Source organism: Seonamhaeicola sp. NFXS20, assembly GCF_049132085.1.
Taxonomy (GTDB): Bacteria; Bacteroidota; Bacteroidia; order Flavobacteriales; family Flavobacteriaceae; genus Seonamhaeicola.
In genome coordinates, this window is the sequence record NZ_JAFMPU010000004.1 from 66,186 (window position 1) to 84,850 (window position 18,665).

11 protein-coding genes are annotated in these 18,665 nt (G+C 35.1%); all 11 read right to left on the minus strand.

The genetic code is table 11. The features are described 5' to 3' along the window. Positions 1-58 precede the first annotated feature (58 nt). Positions 59-1,417 (minus strand): sulfatase, encoded by a 1,359-nt coding sequence (locus J1D01_RS08015; RefSeq protein ID WP_421150446.1) that lies wholly within the window; start codon positions 1,415-1,417, stop codon positions 59-61. A 14-nt stretch (positions 1,418-1,431) separates the two neighbouring features. Further along, positions 1,432-2,862 carry a hypothetical protein gene (locus J1D01_RS08020; protein ID WP_421150447.1) on the minus strand — a complete coding sequence of 477 codons (1,431 nt, stop codon included), beginning with the start codon at positions 2,860-2,862 and terminating at the stop codon, positions 1,432-1,434. A 50-nt stretch (positions 2,863-2,912) separates the two neighbouring features. Then, positions 2,913-4,361, minus strand: a complete 1,449-nt coding sequence (locus J1D01_RS08025; protein WP_372936958.1) for a hypothetical protein — start codon at positions 4,359-4,361, stop codon at positions 2,913-2,915. Positions 4,362-4,557: 196 nt separating this feature from the next. Beyond that, positions 4,558-6,192 (minus strand): GH39 family glycosyl hydrolase, encoded by a 1,635-nt coding sequence (locus tag J1D01_RS08030; protein ID WP_421150448.1) that lies wholly within the window; start codon positions 6,190-6,192, stop codon positions 4,558-4,560. Between the two features lie 25 nt (positions 6,193-6,217). Further along, positions 6,218-7,570 (minus strand): family 43 glycosylhydrolase, encoded by a 1,353-nt coding sequence (locus J1D01_RS08035; protein WP_421150449.1) that lies wholly within the window; start codon positions 7,568-7,570, stop codon positions 6,218-6,220. 13 nt (positions 7,571-7,583) lie between these two features. After that, positions 7,584-9,086 (minus strand): glycosyl hydrolase family 28 protein, encoded by a 1,503-nt coding sequence (locus J1D01_RS08040; RefSeq protein WP_421150450.1) that lies wholly within the window; start codon positions 9,084-9,086, stop codon positions 7,584-7,586. A 10-nt stretch (positions 9,087-9,096) separates the two neighbouring features. Next, positions 9,097-10,467 carry a hypothetical protein gene (locus J1D01_RS08045; RefSeq protein ID WP_421150451.1) on the minus strand — a complete coding sequence of 457 codons (1,371 nt, stop codon included), beginning with the start codon at positions 10,465-10,467 and terminating at the stop codon, positions 9,097-9,099. Positions 10,468-10,470: 3 nt separating this feature from the next. Next, on the minus strand, positions 10,471-11,823 hold the full coding sequence (locus J1D01_RS08050; RefSeq protein WP_421150452.1) for a hypothetical protein: 1,353 nt from the start codon (positions 11,821-11,823) through the stop codon (positions 10,471-10,473). 11 nt (positions 11,824-11,834) lie between these two features. Next, positions 11,835-14,456 carry a GH116 family glycosyl-hydrolase gene (locus J1D01_RS08055; protein ID WP_421150453.1) on the minus strand — a complete coding sequence of 874 codons (2,622 nt, stop codon included), beginning with the start codon at positions 14,454-14,456 and terminating at the stop codon, positions 11,835-11,837. Positions 14,457-14,478: 22 nt separating this feature from the next. After that, complete coding sequence (locus J1D01_RS08060; RefSeq protein ID WP_421150454.1) at positions 14,479-16,008, minus strand: sulfatase-like hydrolase/transferase; 1,530 nt, start codon at positions 16,006-16,008, stop codon at positions 14,479-14,481. Then, positions 16,008-18,647, minus strand: coding sequence for a TIM-barrel domain-containing protein (locus tag J1D01_RS08065; protein ID WP_421150455.1), 2,640 nt, complete (start codon positions 18,645-18,647; stop codon positions 16,008-16,010). The genes J1D01_RS08060 and J1D01_RS08065 overlap by 1 nt, the downstream gene beginning before the upstream one ends. Between the last annotated feature and the right edge of the window lie 18 nt (positions 18,648-18,665).

Genomic DNA, 18,665 nt, shown 5'->3' on the forward strand with positions numbered 1-18,665 from the left:
AAAACCTTTATAAATTATGATTCATTTCTTATAAAGCATGTATCATAAAACTATTTATTTATAAGGATGCTAACAAAGATTTTAATTTAGATTTAAGAAATTCTGCCTTTTCTGGATGCGCTTCTATAAGATTTTTGGTTTCTTCTTTATCCGTTAAAAGATTAAAAAGTTGTTCTTCTTTTTTGGTTTTTACATATTTCCAATTGCCAACTCTAATAGCATTATTACCTCTATATAAAAAATATTCTCTTTTTATATTCTGTAATTTTCCAGTTAAAGTAGGTGTAATATCAATGCCATCAATAACTCGATTGTTTGGTAAATCTTTATCTACTAAATTAGCTATTGTAGGAAGTATATCTAATGTTGATGTTTGTTGATTAGAAACCACCCCTTGTGGCACAAAACCTGGTTGCCAAACAATACAAGGCACTCTACTTCCGCCTTCATAAGGCGAGAATTTTCCATCTCTTAATCCGCCTGCAGTTCCTGCATTTGGTTGTTTACTTATCCAAGGCCCGTTGTCTGACGCAAAAATTACTAATGTGTTTTCGGCTAAACCATTTGTTTTTAAAGTTTTTAGTATTTCTCCAACAGACCAATCTATTTCTTCAATAACATCACCAAATAGACCGCGTTCTGTTTTTCCTTTAAATGTTTTTGAAACATATAACGGAATATGAGGCATGCTATGAGCGAAGTAAAGAAAGAATGGTTCTCTTTTATTATCTTCAATAAATTGTATGGCTTTTTTGGTATATTTTTTAGTTAGTAATGCCTGATCTACAGGCCATTCAATTACTTCATTACCTTCAACTAAAGGCACTTTGTTTCTAAATTTCTTTTTAGGATTTTTGGTTTTAAAATCTTCTAAAGAAAGCCCTTCATTAAAAACAACAGTATCAGCCAATGGCATTTCTGGATCCTGCCACATATCATTACTAAAAGGAATACCATAATACATATTAAACCCTTGAGATGTTGGTGCAAATTCGGTTTTATGACCTAAGTGCCACTTCCCAACCATTCCTGTTTCGTAGCCTTTTTCTTTTAGAATTTCGGCTATTGTAACCTCGCTAGCGGGCATACCATCTTTACTATAAGGCCAAAACACACCATCTTTATACCCCCAACGCTCGGCATAACGTCCTGTTAGTAAACCTGCTCTTGAGGGAGAACAGATAGAACTTGACACCGAAAAATCTGTAAAGCGCATACCTTCACTAGCCATTTTATCTAAATTTGGAGTGCTATACCCTTGTGCGCCATAACAAGATAAATCTCCATAACCTAAATCATCTGTATAAATAATTACAAAATTTGTATGCTGTTTTGTTGCTTCTTTAACAGATGAAGATTTACATGAAACCATTAATAACACTATAAATAAAGCTATAGTTATTCTTTTTAACCTCATTTTTTGTATTTACATTATTTATTTATTTGTTCGATATTATTATCAACACCTAAATCTGTTATTTTACCTACAGATTTCACTTTAACATTTTCACTTTTATGTGATAATTTTACCGGAAATTTGGTTTGATTATTCAGGTTAAAACTATGAGCTTTAAAATCATTTTGGTGAGGAAAATTACCGTGCATAAGACGAATACTGTTTTTATCTCCTCCTACTTTTATGAATAAACCTTCCGCTACTGTTTCATCTCCTCCTTTTAAGGTTATTTTATGATTACTACCTCCAATATACGCTACAGAGCCAGAACCATTATAATAGGGTTCACTAGCTGGCAAAATGGTGATATCTGCATTATAGTTTTTATCTCTTTCATATGTTGTAGAATACACAGGACCAAAAACACAATCGGCACTACAATTTACGGCCTCTCCAGAACCTAAAGAAAACCCATTTTCGCAAGCAATTGCAGTACATCCTTCTACATATTTTTTTCCTGTGGCGTGGGCTATGGTTACACCTGTTCTCATGTATTTGATAGTGCAATTTAAAATTGTTGGGTTAGATGTTCCTCGTCTGTATTCTTTACCATCTATAATGGTTTCTCCTGCATTATATGCTCTAATTCCTGCTTCACCTGTACTTAACATGTAACCTTTAGGCAGTTTGTACCCCCAAACCGTCATAAAATCAACATTGAAAGCTGGTCCTGATGTTTCAGCAAGCATATCGTCTGTTTTACGAACTTCACCCTCTACATAACAACCTTCTATTAAAGGGTTACTAGCCGCTTGCATAAAAATACAGTGCCCGTAACTTCTATGGATAAATTTAGAATTTTTTAAATGATTGGACTCACCTCGAATTAAACAAGCACTGTGCTTACGATGTGGAATTACTACTTTTCCACCTTTACCAAAAGCATCTCCATACCCATATGGATAAGAACCTTTTGTTGTTACATGAAAACCTTCAATTCTGTTATTTTTTCCGTCCATAACAATATTAGTGGCACGTCTTGCTGGTGCATCGTGTACCGAACCATCATCAATCATGGTTAAATTTTTAAGTACATTATTGTTTCCTATAATTTGCAGTTCGTGCACTTGGTACTTACCAAAAGCCTGAAGTACTTTAGTTTCGATATTTATGGTTACACCTGTAAAATCATATGTACTGTTACTACCTTCAAAAAGCAATAATACTTTACTCATATTTTTTAATTTTACTTCTTTTTTGTATTTGCCATTAGCAACATCTTCTACCGTAATAGAGTAAACACCTGGTTTTAGTTTTACATTGACGTTATCATCATCTAAATAGGGTATCAACTCTTCTAAAGAGCCAACTTTTATTTGGGCATTAGTTATTAAATTTATTGAAAACAATAATCCAAAAAAGATTAAACTATTTTTCAAATTTGATGTAATTAATTTGTTTGTCATGTTTAACTAGTCTTTTATTTAAATGTATAAAGGCATTAACCTTATATTAATTATTTTATTGAATTAACTATTTTTAAAATATGATTATTACTTCCTTCATCAATAACCTGTCCTACTGATACTCCTGTACAGTTTTTACTATTATCATCTAAAACCACAGGGTAGTCTGTAAAATTATGAAGTATAATATTTGAAGCAGAATAGTTTTCGTCTCGCTTTAAAAGGCCTATAGTTTTATTATCGCCTCCAATATTTATTTTTAAGTTTTTATTGGCATTACCCACCGCGTTTCTCAAGATAATTTTATGATTACTACCAATAATTATAGCAGCATGACCGCTTCCGTTATATGATTTTCCTTCATAAGGCAACAAGGTAATATCTGCTTTTGTACCTTGATCACTTTCATAATCTACACCCAAGGCAGGACCGTATTGTGTATCGGCATAACAATCTACAATATTGCCCGAACCAATACAAAATCCTCTTTCACAACCAATAACCGTTGTGCCTTCTACGTATTTTTTACCAGTAGCATGCGTTAATGTTACCCCAGCTCTCATGTTTTTTACAGTACAATTTATTATGGTTGGGTTTGATGTTCCTCTTCTATATTCCTTTCCATCTATAATAGTTTCTCCACCATTATACGCTCTGATACCTTCTTCTCCCAAGCACATCATATAACCTTTTGGTAATTTATACCCCCAAACGGTTTTAAAATCTACCTTATCGGCTTCAGACCCCATTCCCTTTTCGGTCCACATATCATCTGTTGAACGCATCTCACCCTCTACATAGCAACCTTCAATAATAGGCCAGTCGGCAGCTTGCATAAACATAGCATGCCCATAAGAACGATGTATTATGGTACAATTTTTAGCATGATTTTTGTATCCACGAATTAAAAATGATGAATGCTTTCTGTGATTTATCACACTTTTACCACCTTTTCCAAACGCATCTCCATAACCATATGGGTAAGCTCCTCTTGTTGTAATATGAAACCCTTCAATTCTGTTACTTGCACCATCCATAACAATATTTGTAGCGCGTCTGGTTGGTGCATCATGAACTGACCCTTCATCAACCATAGTAAGGTTTTTTAATATATTTTTATTACCTATAATTTGAATTTCATAGAGTTCTTCTCGTTTACTAGGAAAAGCACTTAGCACTTCGGTTTTCACATTTATAGTAACCCCTGTAAAATCATAAATACTATTATTTCCTTCAAAAAGAAAAAGCACGTTAGCTTGATTTTTAACTACTGTAGCACTTTTAAAATGGCCTTCATGTATATCTTTAGCTGAAATGGTATATGTGCCCGGTTTTAGTTTAACATGTACGTTATTATCATCTAAATAAAGCAATAGTTCTTGCAATGAGTTAACCATAGTTTGTGCTGTTAATTCTAAACATGATATAAGCAACACCGTAACTAAACACAGACTATTTTTACATATAGCAAATTGAAAAAAGTTTTGTTTAAGGAGCATTTATTTATTAATTTAAAATTGAATAACATTTTTAACACGTAAAAATACACTGCACTTAAGGATTTTAATATAAACTATGATGCAAGTTTTATAACTTTAAATCCAAGTAGGGTTTATACCATAAAAAAAGAACCTTGAAAGCATTCTATTACTCTCAAGGTTCTGAAAAAAATCAACAACTAATACTATGTTTAAGTTAGTTGATTTGTTTAATTAAAACCAAGCTCCATGGCGACAATTCTCTATTAATAGACACCACTCCTTTAGCATTAGCAGTAAATATTTCTGTTTTTAAACTTTCGGCATATTGTTTCATTACTTTAATTTGCTCGCGTGTTGGTGGTTCTGGTTTACCCATTTTCTCCCAATATTTATAAACATTACCGTGGTCTTTGTCTAATGTTTCTAACTTAAACTGTGTACCTGGTTTTAAATTGGTAAGTTTCATGTTTAACTGTCTGGTTGAACCTCGCTCATATTGATCAATTTTTCTAATACTTGATGGTACTGCATTATAATGATCTTCTGGATAGTTGTAAGCAAGAGCAACAATTTTTCCATCACCCGATTTACGGCTAATAAATAAATAATCGTTTTTATACAATTTTTCATCACCTAATTGATTTAACATACGGTAGGCATGGTAGGAGGGCTTCACCAAACCTTGATAATTTATCATACCAAAACCTCCATGAAAAATACTTTCTCCCCCTCCTTTTTCTTCAAAAATATCGGTAAATGTCCAAAAGGCAAGAGAATTTGTCATTCCTATACAATCTAAATTTACTTTTGTAATGTATGCTGCTGGTGGTAAAAAATCGTGCATAGCATCTCTACTATTTGGGCTTGTATTCCACTCTGTTAAATGAATTTCTGCATTTGGATATGCACTATTTTTAATGGTTTTATTTAACCATTCAATATCATCTTTTGTTGAATTAACATACCTAGAAAAATCCTTTCCTTTTCCTGTTCTTGGATTAAATGGATAATCGGTTGGATATGGGTGGGTTGACACAAAATCTACAGGTAGTTTCTCTTTTTCGCAGTATTCTAAAAAGTCTACTATCCAGGAGCCCTTCCATTCTAAATCGTTAATATTATCTGCAGTAAACGTAATTAAATCGCCATCTCTACTTTCTACTTCACCCTTGTAACGACCATCTGCAACAAAATTACTACTTGATGGTCCTCCTACTTTTAAACGCTTATCTACAGAACGCACTGCTAAAACCGATTGCTTGTATAATTCGAAATATTGCGATTTAGTACCATCAAAAAAGCCATAGTGTAGGTTTGGTTCATTCCATACTTCAAAATACCAAGTAAGAACTTCATCAATACCATAACGGTCTACACAGTGTTGTGTAAATGCTTTTACCAAATTATACCACTCGTTATATTTAGACTCATCAGGCGTAATATTGGCTTTCCACCAAAATTGGGTTTTACTGTTTTTGGCTGCTAATGGTTTAGGAAAAAATGCTAGTTCTACAAACGGACGCACGTTTAAATCTAACATTCTATCAAATAAATCATCAATATATTGCCAGTTGTATGTATACTTTCCGTCTTTTTCAAAAACAGGAAACATATCATCGTGAAAAATTCCGTGAAACCTTACATACTCAAAACCACATTCCTTTTGCACTTTCTCTAATTGTTCTAACCAACCAGCGCGTAACCCTTCGTTGGCACGACCTGCCCCCACACATTTACTCCAAAAATGTTCAAATTTTTCACCTTTATCTTTAGAATTTACGGTAACATTTTGAGCGAAAATGAAGGTGGTTTGTGCTACCATTAGCACTATTATTAATAATTTTTTCATAATTTATAGTTGTTTGATACTTGTTTTATAGTTCATCTTCAAAAACCTGTTCTAACTTGATATAATCGATTGCTAAATCGCCTTTGGTTGGTTTCCAATCACTTCTGAATATTCTAACCAAATTATCTCCTGCTTTTAAATTGACTATACCAAAATCTATTTCTGTAAATTCTTTTGATTGCGGAAATTTAAACTCACGATACAAATGACTATTGATTAAAATGTTGTGATTAGACTCGCCATCTGGTGAAGCATATCTTACTTTAAAACGATATTTTGCTGGTTTTGCTACCTGTGCTAATATTGAGACGTGGTCATACGGATTATCAAAATTGGTTACATAGCCTCTTCCGCTAAAGTCTTTTATCCAAGTATCCACAATAACATTATATAACTCTCCTCCAGCAGCAAAACCATTTTCTGCTTCTAACTTAAGTGTAGTTCTGGTACGTTTAGCATTACCTAAACCTTTTTTTGATGGTACAATTGGGAGGATGTTTCCATCTTTATCATACTTTAAATAATCTGCCATTACAGAACGTGTTTCACTTAAACCACCAGACAACCACGCACTGTGATAAAACATGATGTCTTTTCCTTTGTAGGTAACTGTACCACCGTGATTGGTTCCACTTTGTCCTTTAAAATCATCAATAAAAACACCTTTAAATTCATAAGACCCAAGCGGTTTGTCTGCCACTGCATAAAACATTTTTTCTGGCCAACGTCTAGGTGTTAATCCGGGATAGGTTAAATAATATTTTCCGTTGCGTTTGTGTACCCAAGGTCCTTCAAATACATACTTCAACTGTGGTGTTAACTCTATATAAGTTTCTTTTTTAATAGACATTAAATCTTTGTTTAATTCTGCTCCGTAACAATGCCTATCGTGCCCCCAAAACAGATATGGCGTTCCGTCATCATCGATAAACAAAGCTGGGTCTTGCCCAAATTCAACACCTTTTACATACCCTAAATCTGTGAAAGGACCTTCTGGTCTGTCGCTACGCGCAATTCCGGTTCTAAACAAACCAATTCCGGCCTCCTTCATACAATAAATCAGGTAGTAATTTCCACGGTAATATGCTGCATCCATAGCCCACGCATGACTTTCTGCCCAATCTACATTTTCTAGATGAAGAATACGCCCGTGGTCTGTCCAATTCACCATATCGGTAGTAGAAAAAGCATGATAGCCTGTCATTCCATAATGGTTGTTAGACCCTGGTTCATCATGAGATGTATATACCCACAGTTTATCAGGATTATTAGGCCAAACATGAGGTGATGGGTCTGCAGTGAATACACTTGTGAATATTGGGTTTTGAGCAAAACTCATTACTGTAAAACATAAAAAAAGAGTTATAATATTTTTCATTTTAATAATTCATCTATTTAATCTCTACATTTTTCACAAATTCATTAACTGTAATCTGTTCTTTAGTAATAGGTTTACCATCTAGTATTACATTATTGAACACAACACCTTCAATTGTATGTTCTTCATCAAAACCAATAAGTTGCATACTGGCGTGGTCTTTTATAATGTAAGGTTTCCAATCAGGCCCATCTTGAAACCCCGTTAAGGTGGTATCAATTGGCGCTGATGTAGCTGTAATATCTTTAAATAAAACATTACGAATGTTACCGCGCTCTTCTGTTTCTGTCCATCTAGTCTTTCCTATCCAACAGGAGATTAATCGGCGTGCTTCTTCTATTCTTATGTTTTGAAAAGTTACATTACTAATTACTGCATCATCACAATGGTATACTCTTAAAGCCGTTTCTCTTCCAACATCGTGAATCACATCGCAATCTTCAAAAAGAACATTACTAATATTTTCGTGTACCTCTGCTCCAATACTTAAAGAATGAGCTAATTCGTTCCACACCACACATTTACGTGTGTGAACATTGTTAACCTCTCCATGGCCTCCAAAAGATTTCACTACCACAGCATCATCAAAGGTTCTCATAAAGCAATTCTCTACTAACAAGTCTCTACTACTTGTAATATCTACACCATCTGCATTTCCTCTCCAGCCAATAATTTTTATATTATCTACATGAACATTGTCACAACTTTGAATAGGAATAGTCCAATGGCTTGGATCAAAAATAGTTACACCTTCAATAGTTACCTCTTTTGCTTTATGAGCTAAAATAGTATACCGTCTTATCTTTTTAGGGATAGCACTTTGATCTATAATACCACGACCTCTAATTGCTACATTTTTTCCTTCTAGAATAAAGGTTGGCTTTTTTCTTAAATGACCTCTCACCTCAATTTCTTCTTCTTTTTCTGGTACTCCACAACGAATATAGGCTCCACCTGCAATGTAAATAGTTTGATTATCTGAAATGGTTACCTGAGAAACATTATGTATTCCTGGTCCAAAATAAATGACATTTGGATCGTTTGGGTCTGGAATATTTTCTTCAAATGGATTAGCTGAAATATGTAAGGATTCGTGCCAATCATCATTAACCTCTACGGTTACGTGACCAGGTTGGTCTATTTCAAAAGTAATTGTATTTCCTTCAAACTTAGGTTTTATTCCATACGAAGTTGGTAAAATTTTTACCGAGTTGACTTTTTCAGTATAGTTTACTGAAACCGTTACGCTTTCATTCATATCGAAAAAAGCAATGGATGCTAATCCATAATCGCCACGATTTGGATTTAACCGTGGAATTGGATTATCTGGTGGGATTTTAGAAGTGTAAACTGGAACGTTCTGTCCTTCAACACTTACTTTAAAAGTTTTGGATAGTTCAATACCTTCGGGGGCAGGATACACTTTTACTTTTTCGACTGCTTTTTGTGAACATGCAGTTAGTCCTAAAAAGATAACTAAACTGCAAAGTAACACTACCTTACGTTGTATTTTCATAATAACTATTTTAATTTTTTATTATCTCATTATTTATGCCTTCATCTAAAACCTGTCCATTGGTTTGTATTTTACATAGACTTGTTTTTGTATTTAGCTCTACTGGCATACCTGTTGAATTATTTAATACCACGCCAGAGGTAGCGGTACTTCCTAAAGGAGAAAAACCATTATTTGCTGGCGGACGTGTTGTTCCTATTTTTATAGGGAGATTTTGCCCTCTTTTCATATTTCTCCAATTAGTTAAGGTGATATTGTGATTATCTCCAGCAATGGCAGCCAATACGTGTACTTTGGTTTTAGATTCCGTGGGTAACAATGCTAATTCTATCGTTGTCTTTTCTCCTTTATTTACATATAATAATGGTCCGTTTGCTGCATCTCCTATACTATTTTCAACCGTTAATCCTTCCACATTATATCCTAATTCACATCCTATAGCTTTACTATTCTTAATCAAAACATCTCCTGTAATTTTAGCAAAAGCAAAACCAATACGTGTATTTTTGGCAGTACAATTAATAGCAGTTACCGCACCTGTTTTAATAGCGTTTACACCACCTTTTCCGTACATACGAAAACCACATTCATTTAAAGATTTTGTATACCCTGGTGTTATTTTATTTTCACCTGCATAATTTTTATAAACCGATTCAAAATTTACATCGAATGCTGGCCCTGAAATTTCAGATAGCATATCGTCTGTAGTTCTAGTGACGCCTTCTGCATAACAATTTTCAAAAAGTACATTACGACCACCTTGCACAAAAAAGCAATGTCCGTAAGATTTGGAGTAAATAGAACAATTAATAATTTTATCATTTAACCCTTCTATGCACATACCACTGTGCTTTTTTAAAGGCACCAAAGCGCCTTTCCCTTTTCCTAATAAATCGCCATAGCCATAAGGAAAAGATCCGCTCATATTTAAGGTTACTTTTTCTATCACCGCATCATCTCCAGCCACTGTAAACGAATGTCCTCCTTTTGCCGTTGGATGGTTTCCAATATCTGTAACCGTTAATCCTTTGATGTGTACATGACTCCCTTCTACATAAAACTCACTTACTCGTGCTTTAAAAACACTTAACAATTTTGTATCAACTTCAATAGTTACTCCCGTTAAATCAAAAACATTATTGTTTCCAGAAAACTTTATCATGGCATACCTACCCACTTTATCGGGTTTGGTGTTCTTAATAACTTCTGAAGTTAAATAATCTTCCATTTGATAAACTCCCGGTTCCATTACAATGGTATTACCACTTTTGGCAGCATAGGTTACTAATTCTTTTAAGGAGCTGATTTTAATTTCTGAAGCATGAATAAAATTACACAGCAACAAAAAAACAAAAACGATAACTGCTTGACGCTTTTTCATAAATTATTTTTCTAGTATTTGATTATTCTGACCCTTGTTTTCTATAACCTTTCCATTGGTTTCAATGGTACAATCTGCGGCCATTTCTCCAACAGATACAGGCATTCCTGTTTTATTTATTAAATGAAGGTTATTTACTTCAGCTTGACTATAAGGAGACATAGATTCACCGTGCATTGGAGGTGTATACCCTACCAAAATTGGTAATTCTTGTGTTCTCTTTTTTCCATCAGCAGCTTTTAGTACTACTTTATTATCAGTTCCTAAAACAGTGATTAATGAATGTACTTTTCTATCAGATTCTGCCGAATCAACCATCAGCTCAACATCTACATTGTCTCCCTCAACAAACAATAAAGGCCCGTAATTAGCATCGCCTTTACAATTGATCAATTTGGTGTTATCTCCAATCCAATAAGCTCTTTCAGTTCCAATAGTTGTACAATTTTCTACATGTGCTTTGTTAAAACGAAGTTCAAATCCGCCTCTGGTATTTTTGGCGGTGCAATTTTTAAAGGTGATGTTTTCACATGTTCCATAAGTTCTAAATCCATCTTCGCAAAGCGATTTCATATAACCAGGAGTTACAACATATTTCCCCTCACGATTTTGAGTCCATGTTTTAAAATTCACATCAAAAGCAGGCCCTGATGTTTCTGCCAATACCTCATCTGTGGAGCGTACTTCACCTTCGGCATAACAATTTTCAAAATATACATTTTTAGGATGTTGCTGAATAAAAAAACAGTGACCAAAAGAACGATTTAGTACTTTACAACCATACAATTTAGTTTCATCTCCTGTTACTAAAAGTCCGCTGTGTTTTCTGTGTTTTACAGTAGTTTCTTTTTGTTTTCCTTTTCCAAATAAATCGCCATATCCATAAGGATAAGAACCTGCTACGTGCAACGTAATATTTCTTAAAACATTGGCTTCTCCAGCAACTTGTAACACTGTACCTCCTGGGGATGTTCCGTTTCCAACACATCTAATAGTCAACCCAACAAAAGTATTATGCAAACCCGTAACTAAAAACTCATCTGAATGAATAGGTGGTTTTAACCAAGTTCTAATTTCGGTATCTAACTCTATTTCTACGCCACTTAAATTGAAAATATTATTGCTTCCACTAAAAGTGATATACTGATATTCTTTATTATTTTTACGAGTTTTAACAATTTCAGGAGTTAAATAATCTGTTAATTTATAGACTCCGGGCTCCATCGTAATGGTATTTCCGCTTTCTGCAGCATATTTGGCTAGCTCTTTTAACGATTTTATTTTGATGTCTTTGGCATTGATAACATTGCTAAAAAACAACATCATTAAAACCATAAGTTTTAAAATGATTTTCATTTTTTATGTTTTTACTTTTGAATTATAAATTCTTGTGATGTTCCTTCTTTTAGCACTTTTTCATGTTTAAATGATGTGCTGCCAAATCCTTTCAGCTTTACTGATTTTAATGAAAACTCCCCTTTTAAAACCTTAAGCAATACTAGTTTTTCATTTCCTTTATTTTTTATTTCTACGGTTCCATACTGATTTCCATTTGACCAAAAATAATTTCCTGGAGTTGCTGTAAACTGAATAGATTTTTCGACAGCGGAGTAATGAAACCCTGAAAGCGCAATAACTGCTCCCCAACTTGCCATAGCTCTAGCATAGTTGTTCCCACATTCTGCCTCGTTAAAAGGATTACGTTTTAATCCATCATAACGGTCTCTAATATTTTTAATATTTGTTAAACCGTTTTCTGTTTGTCCTTCGTACAGCATACCAATAGCTGCAGTATATTCAAAACCTGTCATCGCTTCCGTAAAATAAGGAAACGGATACAAGGGTCTTTCTCCAGGATAACTAGCCATCACCAATGATTTTTCATCACCCAACACAAACGAACGCATATTATTAAAACCAGAACTACTATCGTCTCTATAGTTGTATTTCATAATACTATTTAAAGTTGTTTTAATATTTTCTTCATTGGTTAAATACCCCAAATCACAAATATGAGCCATAAATTGACCTACCAACTGATCTACCAAACAACCTTTACCCAATTGGTATGCAGGATTTTCTAAATCTTTAGATTCCAATCCTTTTAGCAATGGAGCTGCAATATCATCTCTGCTTTTTGGAGGTTCAATATGATGCACATAATATTTTCCATTAAACAAATTTTCATCCATCCACTTGCTTCCTTTTTTAAACAGCGTATTACAAGTTTTTGCAAATTTTTTATCACCAGAAAAATCTGCCATTTTTGATGCTGCTTTTAAAGCTCCTAAATACCAAATTCCCATTTGAGGATTAGGTCCAAAGTATTGTACATCCATTGTATTATGTTGGCAACCATCCATCACACCATCTTTATTAGGGTCCCAACCACCTTCTATCCAACAAAACTCCATAGCTTTTTTTACTTTTGGCCAAAGTTTTTTCAGCAAGGCATCATTTCCACTCAACTGCCAATCTCTATACATTTTCATGATAGCTCCCAACTGACCATCGGCAGCAGGTCTACCAAATTCATTGGCACGTTCTAGAGGTAAATTCACACGAAAACTCATCATTCCTTTATCATCGGTAGCATGAGCAAATTCTATTTCGCGCATAGAACGTGCTAACTCTCCAAACAAAAAAGGTGTTGCCTGATCGTAATTCCACACATGTGTACAATTTCCATGGCAAACTCCTTTGGTATTGCTAGTCCCTTCCCATCCGTAAAAATGTCCATCGGCAGTTCTAAAACAAGTTTGGGTACGTAATGTTGATGTGTTGTACAAAGCCGCTTCTTTTACAACCTTTGGCAAATCACTATTTACAAAAGCATTTACAAACTCCTTTGTTTTACTTTCAAGGTTTGGTAGTTGTGGCATTGTCTTTTCAACTACATCCCAAGCATCTTTGTATTGAGTGGTGTAATAATTGGTTAACATATTACTCAAACCATCCTCTGCAGGAGTCCAAGTTTCTCTATTAGGAAAATGCCAAGTAAGATAAAAAGTTACTTCACGACTTGTATTTGCTGGCACCGATACTTCTACAGCCATAGAAGCCATAGGTCTGTCTTCTCCATTATGTTCTCTATTATTTATACGACCATCAACACTATAATCATCCCAAAAATCTAAACGTGAATTCCCCCACACTTCTTTTCCCCAAGACGTACGGTAGGTAACATTTTCGTTACTAGAAGTTGATAAAGCCATGGTTCCCCAAGCTTCAGAATCCTTTTCTACACCCTCAGAACTCATATAAATACCTTGGGCATTTTTATCTTTTCTAAAAACATTTTTATTCTCTTTAGCTCCTACAGGAATTAAAGCATTACCTCTCCCTATAGGCTCTCTTACCGAACCATCTTCTCCAATAAAATTGGGCATGTTAGCACAGACGGATGCAAAAACTGCTTTATCTGTAGTATTTATTAATTGATAAGTAATAACAGCAATGGGAATTCCACTAGCGTTGACATCACCAGGTATTAAAGGGTTGAATGCTTTGATACGAACATCTAGCGGCACTTTTTTATCAGAAAGCAATACTTGTCCAAAAGGATACGCAGCCTTAAAACTACAAGATTCAAAACGAGGAAAACCATGATTTACGGTAGGACTCCCAAAAGCCCCTTCGTACAACGAATAATCCAATGGTCCTTCTAGTACTCTTGTATCTTTTTTACCATCGGCAGTTTGAGTGTACAATGCAAAAAATGGTCCGATGTATCTTAGTTTTTCACTGGTTGGAATATAACCTTTAGCGGCTGTATTCATAATTTCCCAATCGCGTAAATCTCCTCTACCTCCAAGGGCAACTGTACCCGTACCAATACCTCCAATAGGCATGGCTATTTTAGCTAAATGATGAGCATCATACGTTGTTAATACAGGCCAATCGTTAGTTGAGTTTTCTTGTAAGCTTTGGGCTTGAACCATACCAACCATTATAACAAACACAATGAGAATATTGATTTTATTTTTCATGATGAATATTTATGTAACATGACTATATAGCTTTCTTATATAACTCTTCTGTCTTCTCTCTTAACTCTTTTAAAATTTGAGCGTGCTGAGGACTATTAGCTAAATTATTTTGCTCCTGTGGATCCATAACAACATCATATAGTTCTTCAATTTTGGGGGTATGTTCGTAATACACAAAGTACTTCCAACGCTTGGTTCTTACTCCTCGAGCTCTATAAGATTTGTTATTCTTTATCAACTCCTGATTAATTTCGTCTGCTTTAGGATTATGTTTAGCCTTAAACATATCAACTAAGAACAAGTCTTCCATGTAAACAGCGTCTCTCCATTTCGACAAATCTTCGGTTTGATTTAATATCCCAGTAATATCGCATCCCTGCATACTTTTTGGAGGTTTCAGGCCTGCTAAAGACACAATGGTTGGTGCCATATCAACTGAAGATATTAAAGCATCTTCTCTTCTTTTTCGTTGAGATTTTGGCTTTCGGCCATCATAAATAATTAGAGGAGCTTTTACCGACTCATCATAAAGCAAACATTTATCGAAAAGTCCATGAGATCCTTGAAAGCGACCGTTATCACTAGTGTAAATTATAATTGTATTCTCTAAAATTCCTTTTTCTTTTAATTTTTCAATCAACTTCCCAACTTGTTCATCTACAGTATAGCCTTGTGTTGCAAAACGACGTACTAAACGCTGATACTTTTCTGGTGTTGAAGATCGTTGTTCATGCAAATAATAACCTCTTGCATTTTCTTTAACTACTTTAGGCAACTCCTCGTTAGTACCTTCTACCCAATTTTCAGGAACTGAAAAATCATAGTCTTTAAACTGCTCATAATGCGGCATATATATATGTTTATCAGAATCATGTTTTACAGCATAAAAGCTTACCGACAAACAAAATGGTTGGTCTTCTGGTTGTGTTTCTAAAAAACGAAGCATAGCCTCGCCTGTTTTCAGGGTTCTTCCGGTATTGGTTCTGTCTTCTCGATAAATGTCTTTTAACCCTTGGTCGTTTTCTGGCCATAACACTAAACCTTTATCGGGACGCGTTTCACTTCCGGCAAAGAAATCGAAAGTATTACGCATATTTTCTTTGTAAAAATGTTCTTTTGGAGTACTAGGACGTTGTGCTTTTTCAGAAACTGTAAAGCCCACTTTACCTACAAATCCGGTACGATATCCTGCTTTTTTTAATATGGCTGGGTAACTTTTTGCAAAATCGGCTTGTGACAAAGTATAGTCATATGGCGCTACAAACCCCACACGATGATTGGAGTTGTAACGGCCCGTCATCATAGTTACACGACTAGGCATACAAATAGCCACAGCATAGTAGGCATTATCAAAAACCACGCTTTCTTCTGCTAGCTTATCTATGTTGGGTGTGTAAAATTCTGGTCGCCCATAGCATCCCATATTATCCCAACGCTGGTCATCGGTCATTAAAAAAATGATATTGGGCTGCTGTTTCTGTGCTTCAATCTTGAAGTTTACTCCAAAACTGGTTAAAACACATAATATGTATACTGAAATTTTGTTCATCATTAAAACTGAATTGTTAAATCTTCACCTAAGAAATATGCTTCCTCTTTACTTCTTTTACCTACCATTTGAAAAGCAAATTCTATCGGTGTGGTTTCAAAATCGTAATAAGACCCGTCACCCTTTTTAACTGTTAGCGTTTTAGTAGCTTCGGAATAAGAAAATATAATTTCAGAATACGTGCCATGTTCGTAATTATAAGATTCGCCATCATCCAAATACATAGTATATTTGGCATCCTTTCCTGGATAAACTACAATAAATATTGGCTTTTGAGTTCTATCGGTAACGTTTTCAACTTTAGGGCCAATAGGCAAAATGCTTCCCGCCTTTACAAAAATGGGGGTTTCATCAAGTGGTGCATCTACAGTAATGTTTTGGTTTCCTTCAACTTTTTCATCCGTCCAAAAGTTATACCAAGTCCCTTCTGGAAAATACATATCCATAGTTCGTTTCTTGTATTCGGTAACGATACCCACCATCATAGATTCTCCAAATAAAAATTGGTCTTTTATGCTCCAGGTGTTTTTATCGTTTGGATATTGGTACGTTAATGGTGCCATAATTAATTTACCCTGTGAGGTGGCTTTCCAAGCTTCGGAATAAATGTAAGGCATCAGTTGGTAGCGTATATCAATGAACTTTCGAGCAATATCTTCAAACTCTTGGTTGTATCGCCAGATTTCGGTTTCTGATTTATACCCGTGAATTCTAAAAATAGGACTAAAAGCTCCAAACTGAAACCAGCGGGTAAGTAACTCAATAAATTCTGGATTGGTGTACTGATTATCGAATCTTGGGTTTATAGATTTTGAATCTCTGAAGAAGCCACCAATATCATGTGTCCAATACGGAATTCCAGCCATGGTAAAGTTAAGGCCTGCTGAAATCTGTTCTTCTAATTGCTCCCATGATGCTTCCACATCTCCCGACCAAGAGGTCGCTCCGAAACGTTGCTGACCCGCATAGGCTGAACGCGTTAAATTAAACACACGCTGGTTTGGAAATTCGGCTCTTCTCCCTTCGTACATCGCTCGAGTAACCTCCAAGGAATATGGGTTTTGAACCTCTTCAAACCGACCAACGGCAGTTATGGCTTTTGCGTCTTTTACGCCTTCTGGCTCTGTACCATCCAACCAAATGGAACTCACCCCATAATGGAACATCGAGTCGCTCAACATGCGGTAAAAGCGTTCGCTCACCCCTTTATCGTAAATATCAATATAGTTGCTACTTTTAATTTTCTTTAGGTTGTATTTTTTCTCTAAAGCTTCATTTTTCACCTCTGGCCATACCGAAACCATCAATTTCAAGTTCAACTTGGTAAGTTCTTCAACCATAGCTTCTGGGTCTGGATATTTTGCTCTATCCCACTCAGGTCCTTTGGTACCTTTTGGCCAGTAAAACCAATCTTGCACAATATTATCAACAGGAATTTCTCGCTCACGCATTTCATGAGCATTTTCTAACAGCTCTTCTTGATTGTGGTAACGCTCTCTACATTGCCAAAAACCGTATGCCGTTTTTGGGAATAAAGGCGCTTTTCCGGTAAGGTTTTGGTACTCTGAAATAACCTCGGCTGGATTTCCTCCTTGAACTAGGTAATAATCGATGGCATTACCTTGTGTACTGCTGAATACCGTTTTGTTAAAATCGGGTTCATTATAAAATAATCTTCCAGGAATTTTGGCTCCCGTATTTTGAAACACCACTTTATAGGTTTTTCCAGCTTCTAAATGTTTTTTACCAGAATAGCGTCGTGGCATCCAAATGGTTTCGTAGTTGATGATATCGTCGCCATCGATAGTAACTTTTATTTCACCTCGCATACGTCCGCCATTGTCACTCAAGGCTAAAAAGGTATATTCACCCGTTTTTGCAGGTGTAAATGTGGTTTCGCGAATATTTTTTTGTTCTGCTTCGGTTTTGGTAATATGCGCTGCTACATCTTCTTTTTCACCTTCAACCGATGCTTCTTTATTATTTTTTTCTGTTGAAACAGTTTCAGTTGAACCAAACTCAATTTCGTTTTGAGGTTTGTTAAAGTCCGTAAGGCTATAATTATGCCAGTAAATACCATAGCCTTTAGTTGACACTAAAAACGGAATAGCAATTTCCTGATTGTATTGTTGCAAACGGATGGGTACATTTTTCCAGTTCATGATACCACTTTGAAATTGCCCTAAGCCATACAATGCCTCATCACCTGCCAAAAACGCTTGCGAGACTTTGTTTTCTTTAGAATTTGGTTTGATGTAGGTGAGCTCGTTAGTTTCAGACACTAAGCTTAGACTATCTTTGGTTTGGTATTCAATAATGCCATTCGCATTCACTAATACATTTAAAGAGTCTGTGCTTATGGTTAGAACATCTTCTGCATCAATAACCTCCCAATTTACTTTTTGAGGCTTTAAAACCGTAACATAATCCGGAAGTGTTGATGGTTTATCGCCCAACCTCATCTTATTAATGTGGATAATCGATTCGTTAATGACTTCTATGTTGATAATGGTACTGTCTTGGTGAATGGTTACTCCATTATCACTTTTGTTGAATTCGTGTTTGAATTTTGTTTGACAGCTAACCAATAAAAAGGTTAACGCTACTAGGTGGATAAAATAGATTTTCTTGATGGTTTGCATTAATTATTAAGTTTAGTT

What these genes read in the sequence shown, in the direction of transcription:
- J1D01_RS08015 (WP_421150446.1), bottom strand. Translation starts at nt 1,417, where the DNA reads ATGAGGTTAAAAAGAATAACTATAGCTTTATTTATAGTGTTATTAATG.
- J1D01_RS08020 (WP_421150447.1), bottom strand. Translation starts at nt 2,862, where the DNA reads ATGACAAACAAATTAATTACATCAAATTTGAAAAATAGTTTAATCTTT.
- J1D01_RS08025 (WP_372936958.1), bottom strand. Translation starts at nt 4,361, where the DNA reads ATGCTCCTTAAACAAAACTTTTTTCAATTTGCTATATGTAAAAATAGT.
- J1D01_RS08030 (WP_421150448.1), bottom strand. Translation starts at nt 6,192, where the DNA reads ATGAAAAAATTATTAATAATAGTGCTAATGGTAGCACAAACCACCTTC.
- J1D01_RS08035 (WP_421150449.1), bottom strand. Translation starts at nt 7,570, where the DNA reads ATGAAAAATATTATAACTCTTTTTTTATGTTTTACAGTAATGAGTTTT.
- J1D01_RS08040 (WP_421150450.1), bottom strand. Translation starts at nt 9,086, where the DNA reads ATGAAAATACAACGTAAGGTAGTGTTACTTTGCAGTTTAGTTATCTTT.
- J1D01_RS08045 (WP_421150451.1), bottom strand. Translation starts at nt 10,467, where the DNA reads ATGAAAAAGCGTCAAGCAGTTATCGTTTTTGTTTTTTTGTTGCTGTGT.
- J1D01_RS08050 (WP_421150452.1), bottom strand. Translation starts at nt 11,823, where the DNA reads ATGAAAATCATTTTAAAACTTATGGTTTTAATGATGTTGTTTTTTAGC.
- J1D01_RS08055 (WP_421150453.1), bottom strand. Translation starts at nt 14,456, where the DNA reads ATGAAAAATAAAATCAATATTCTCATTGTGTTTGTTATAATGGTTGGT.
- J1D01_RS08060 (WP_421150454.1), bottom strand. Translation starts at nt 16,008, where the DNA reads ATGATGAACAAAATTTCAGTATACATATTATGTGTTTTAACCAGTTTT.
- J1D01_RS08065 (WP_421150455.1), bottom strand. Translation starts at nt 18,647, where the DNA reads ATGCAAACCATCAAGAAAATCTATTTTATCCACCTAGTAGCGTTAACC.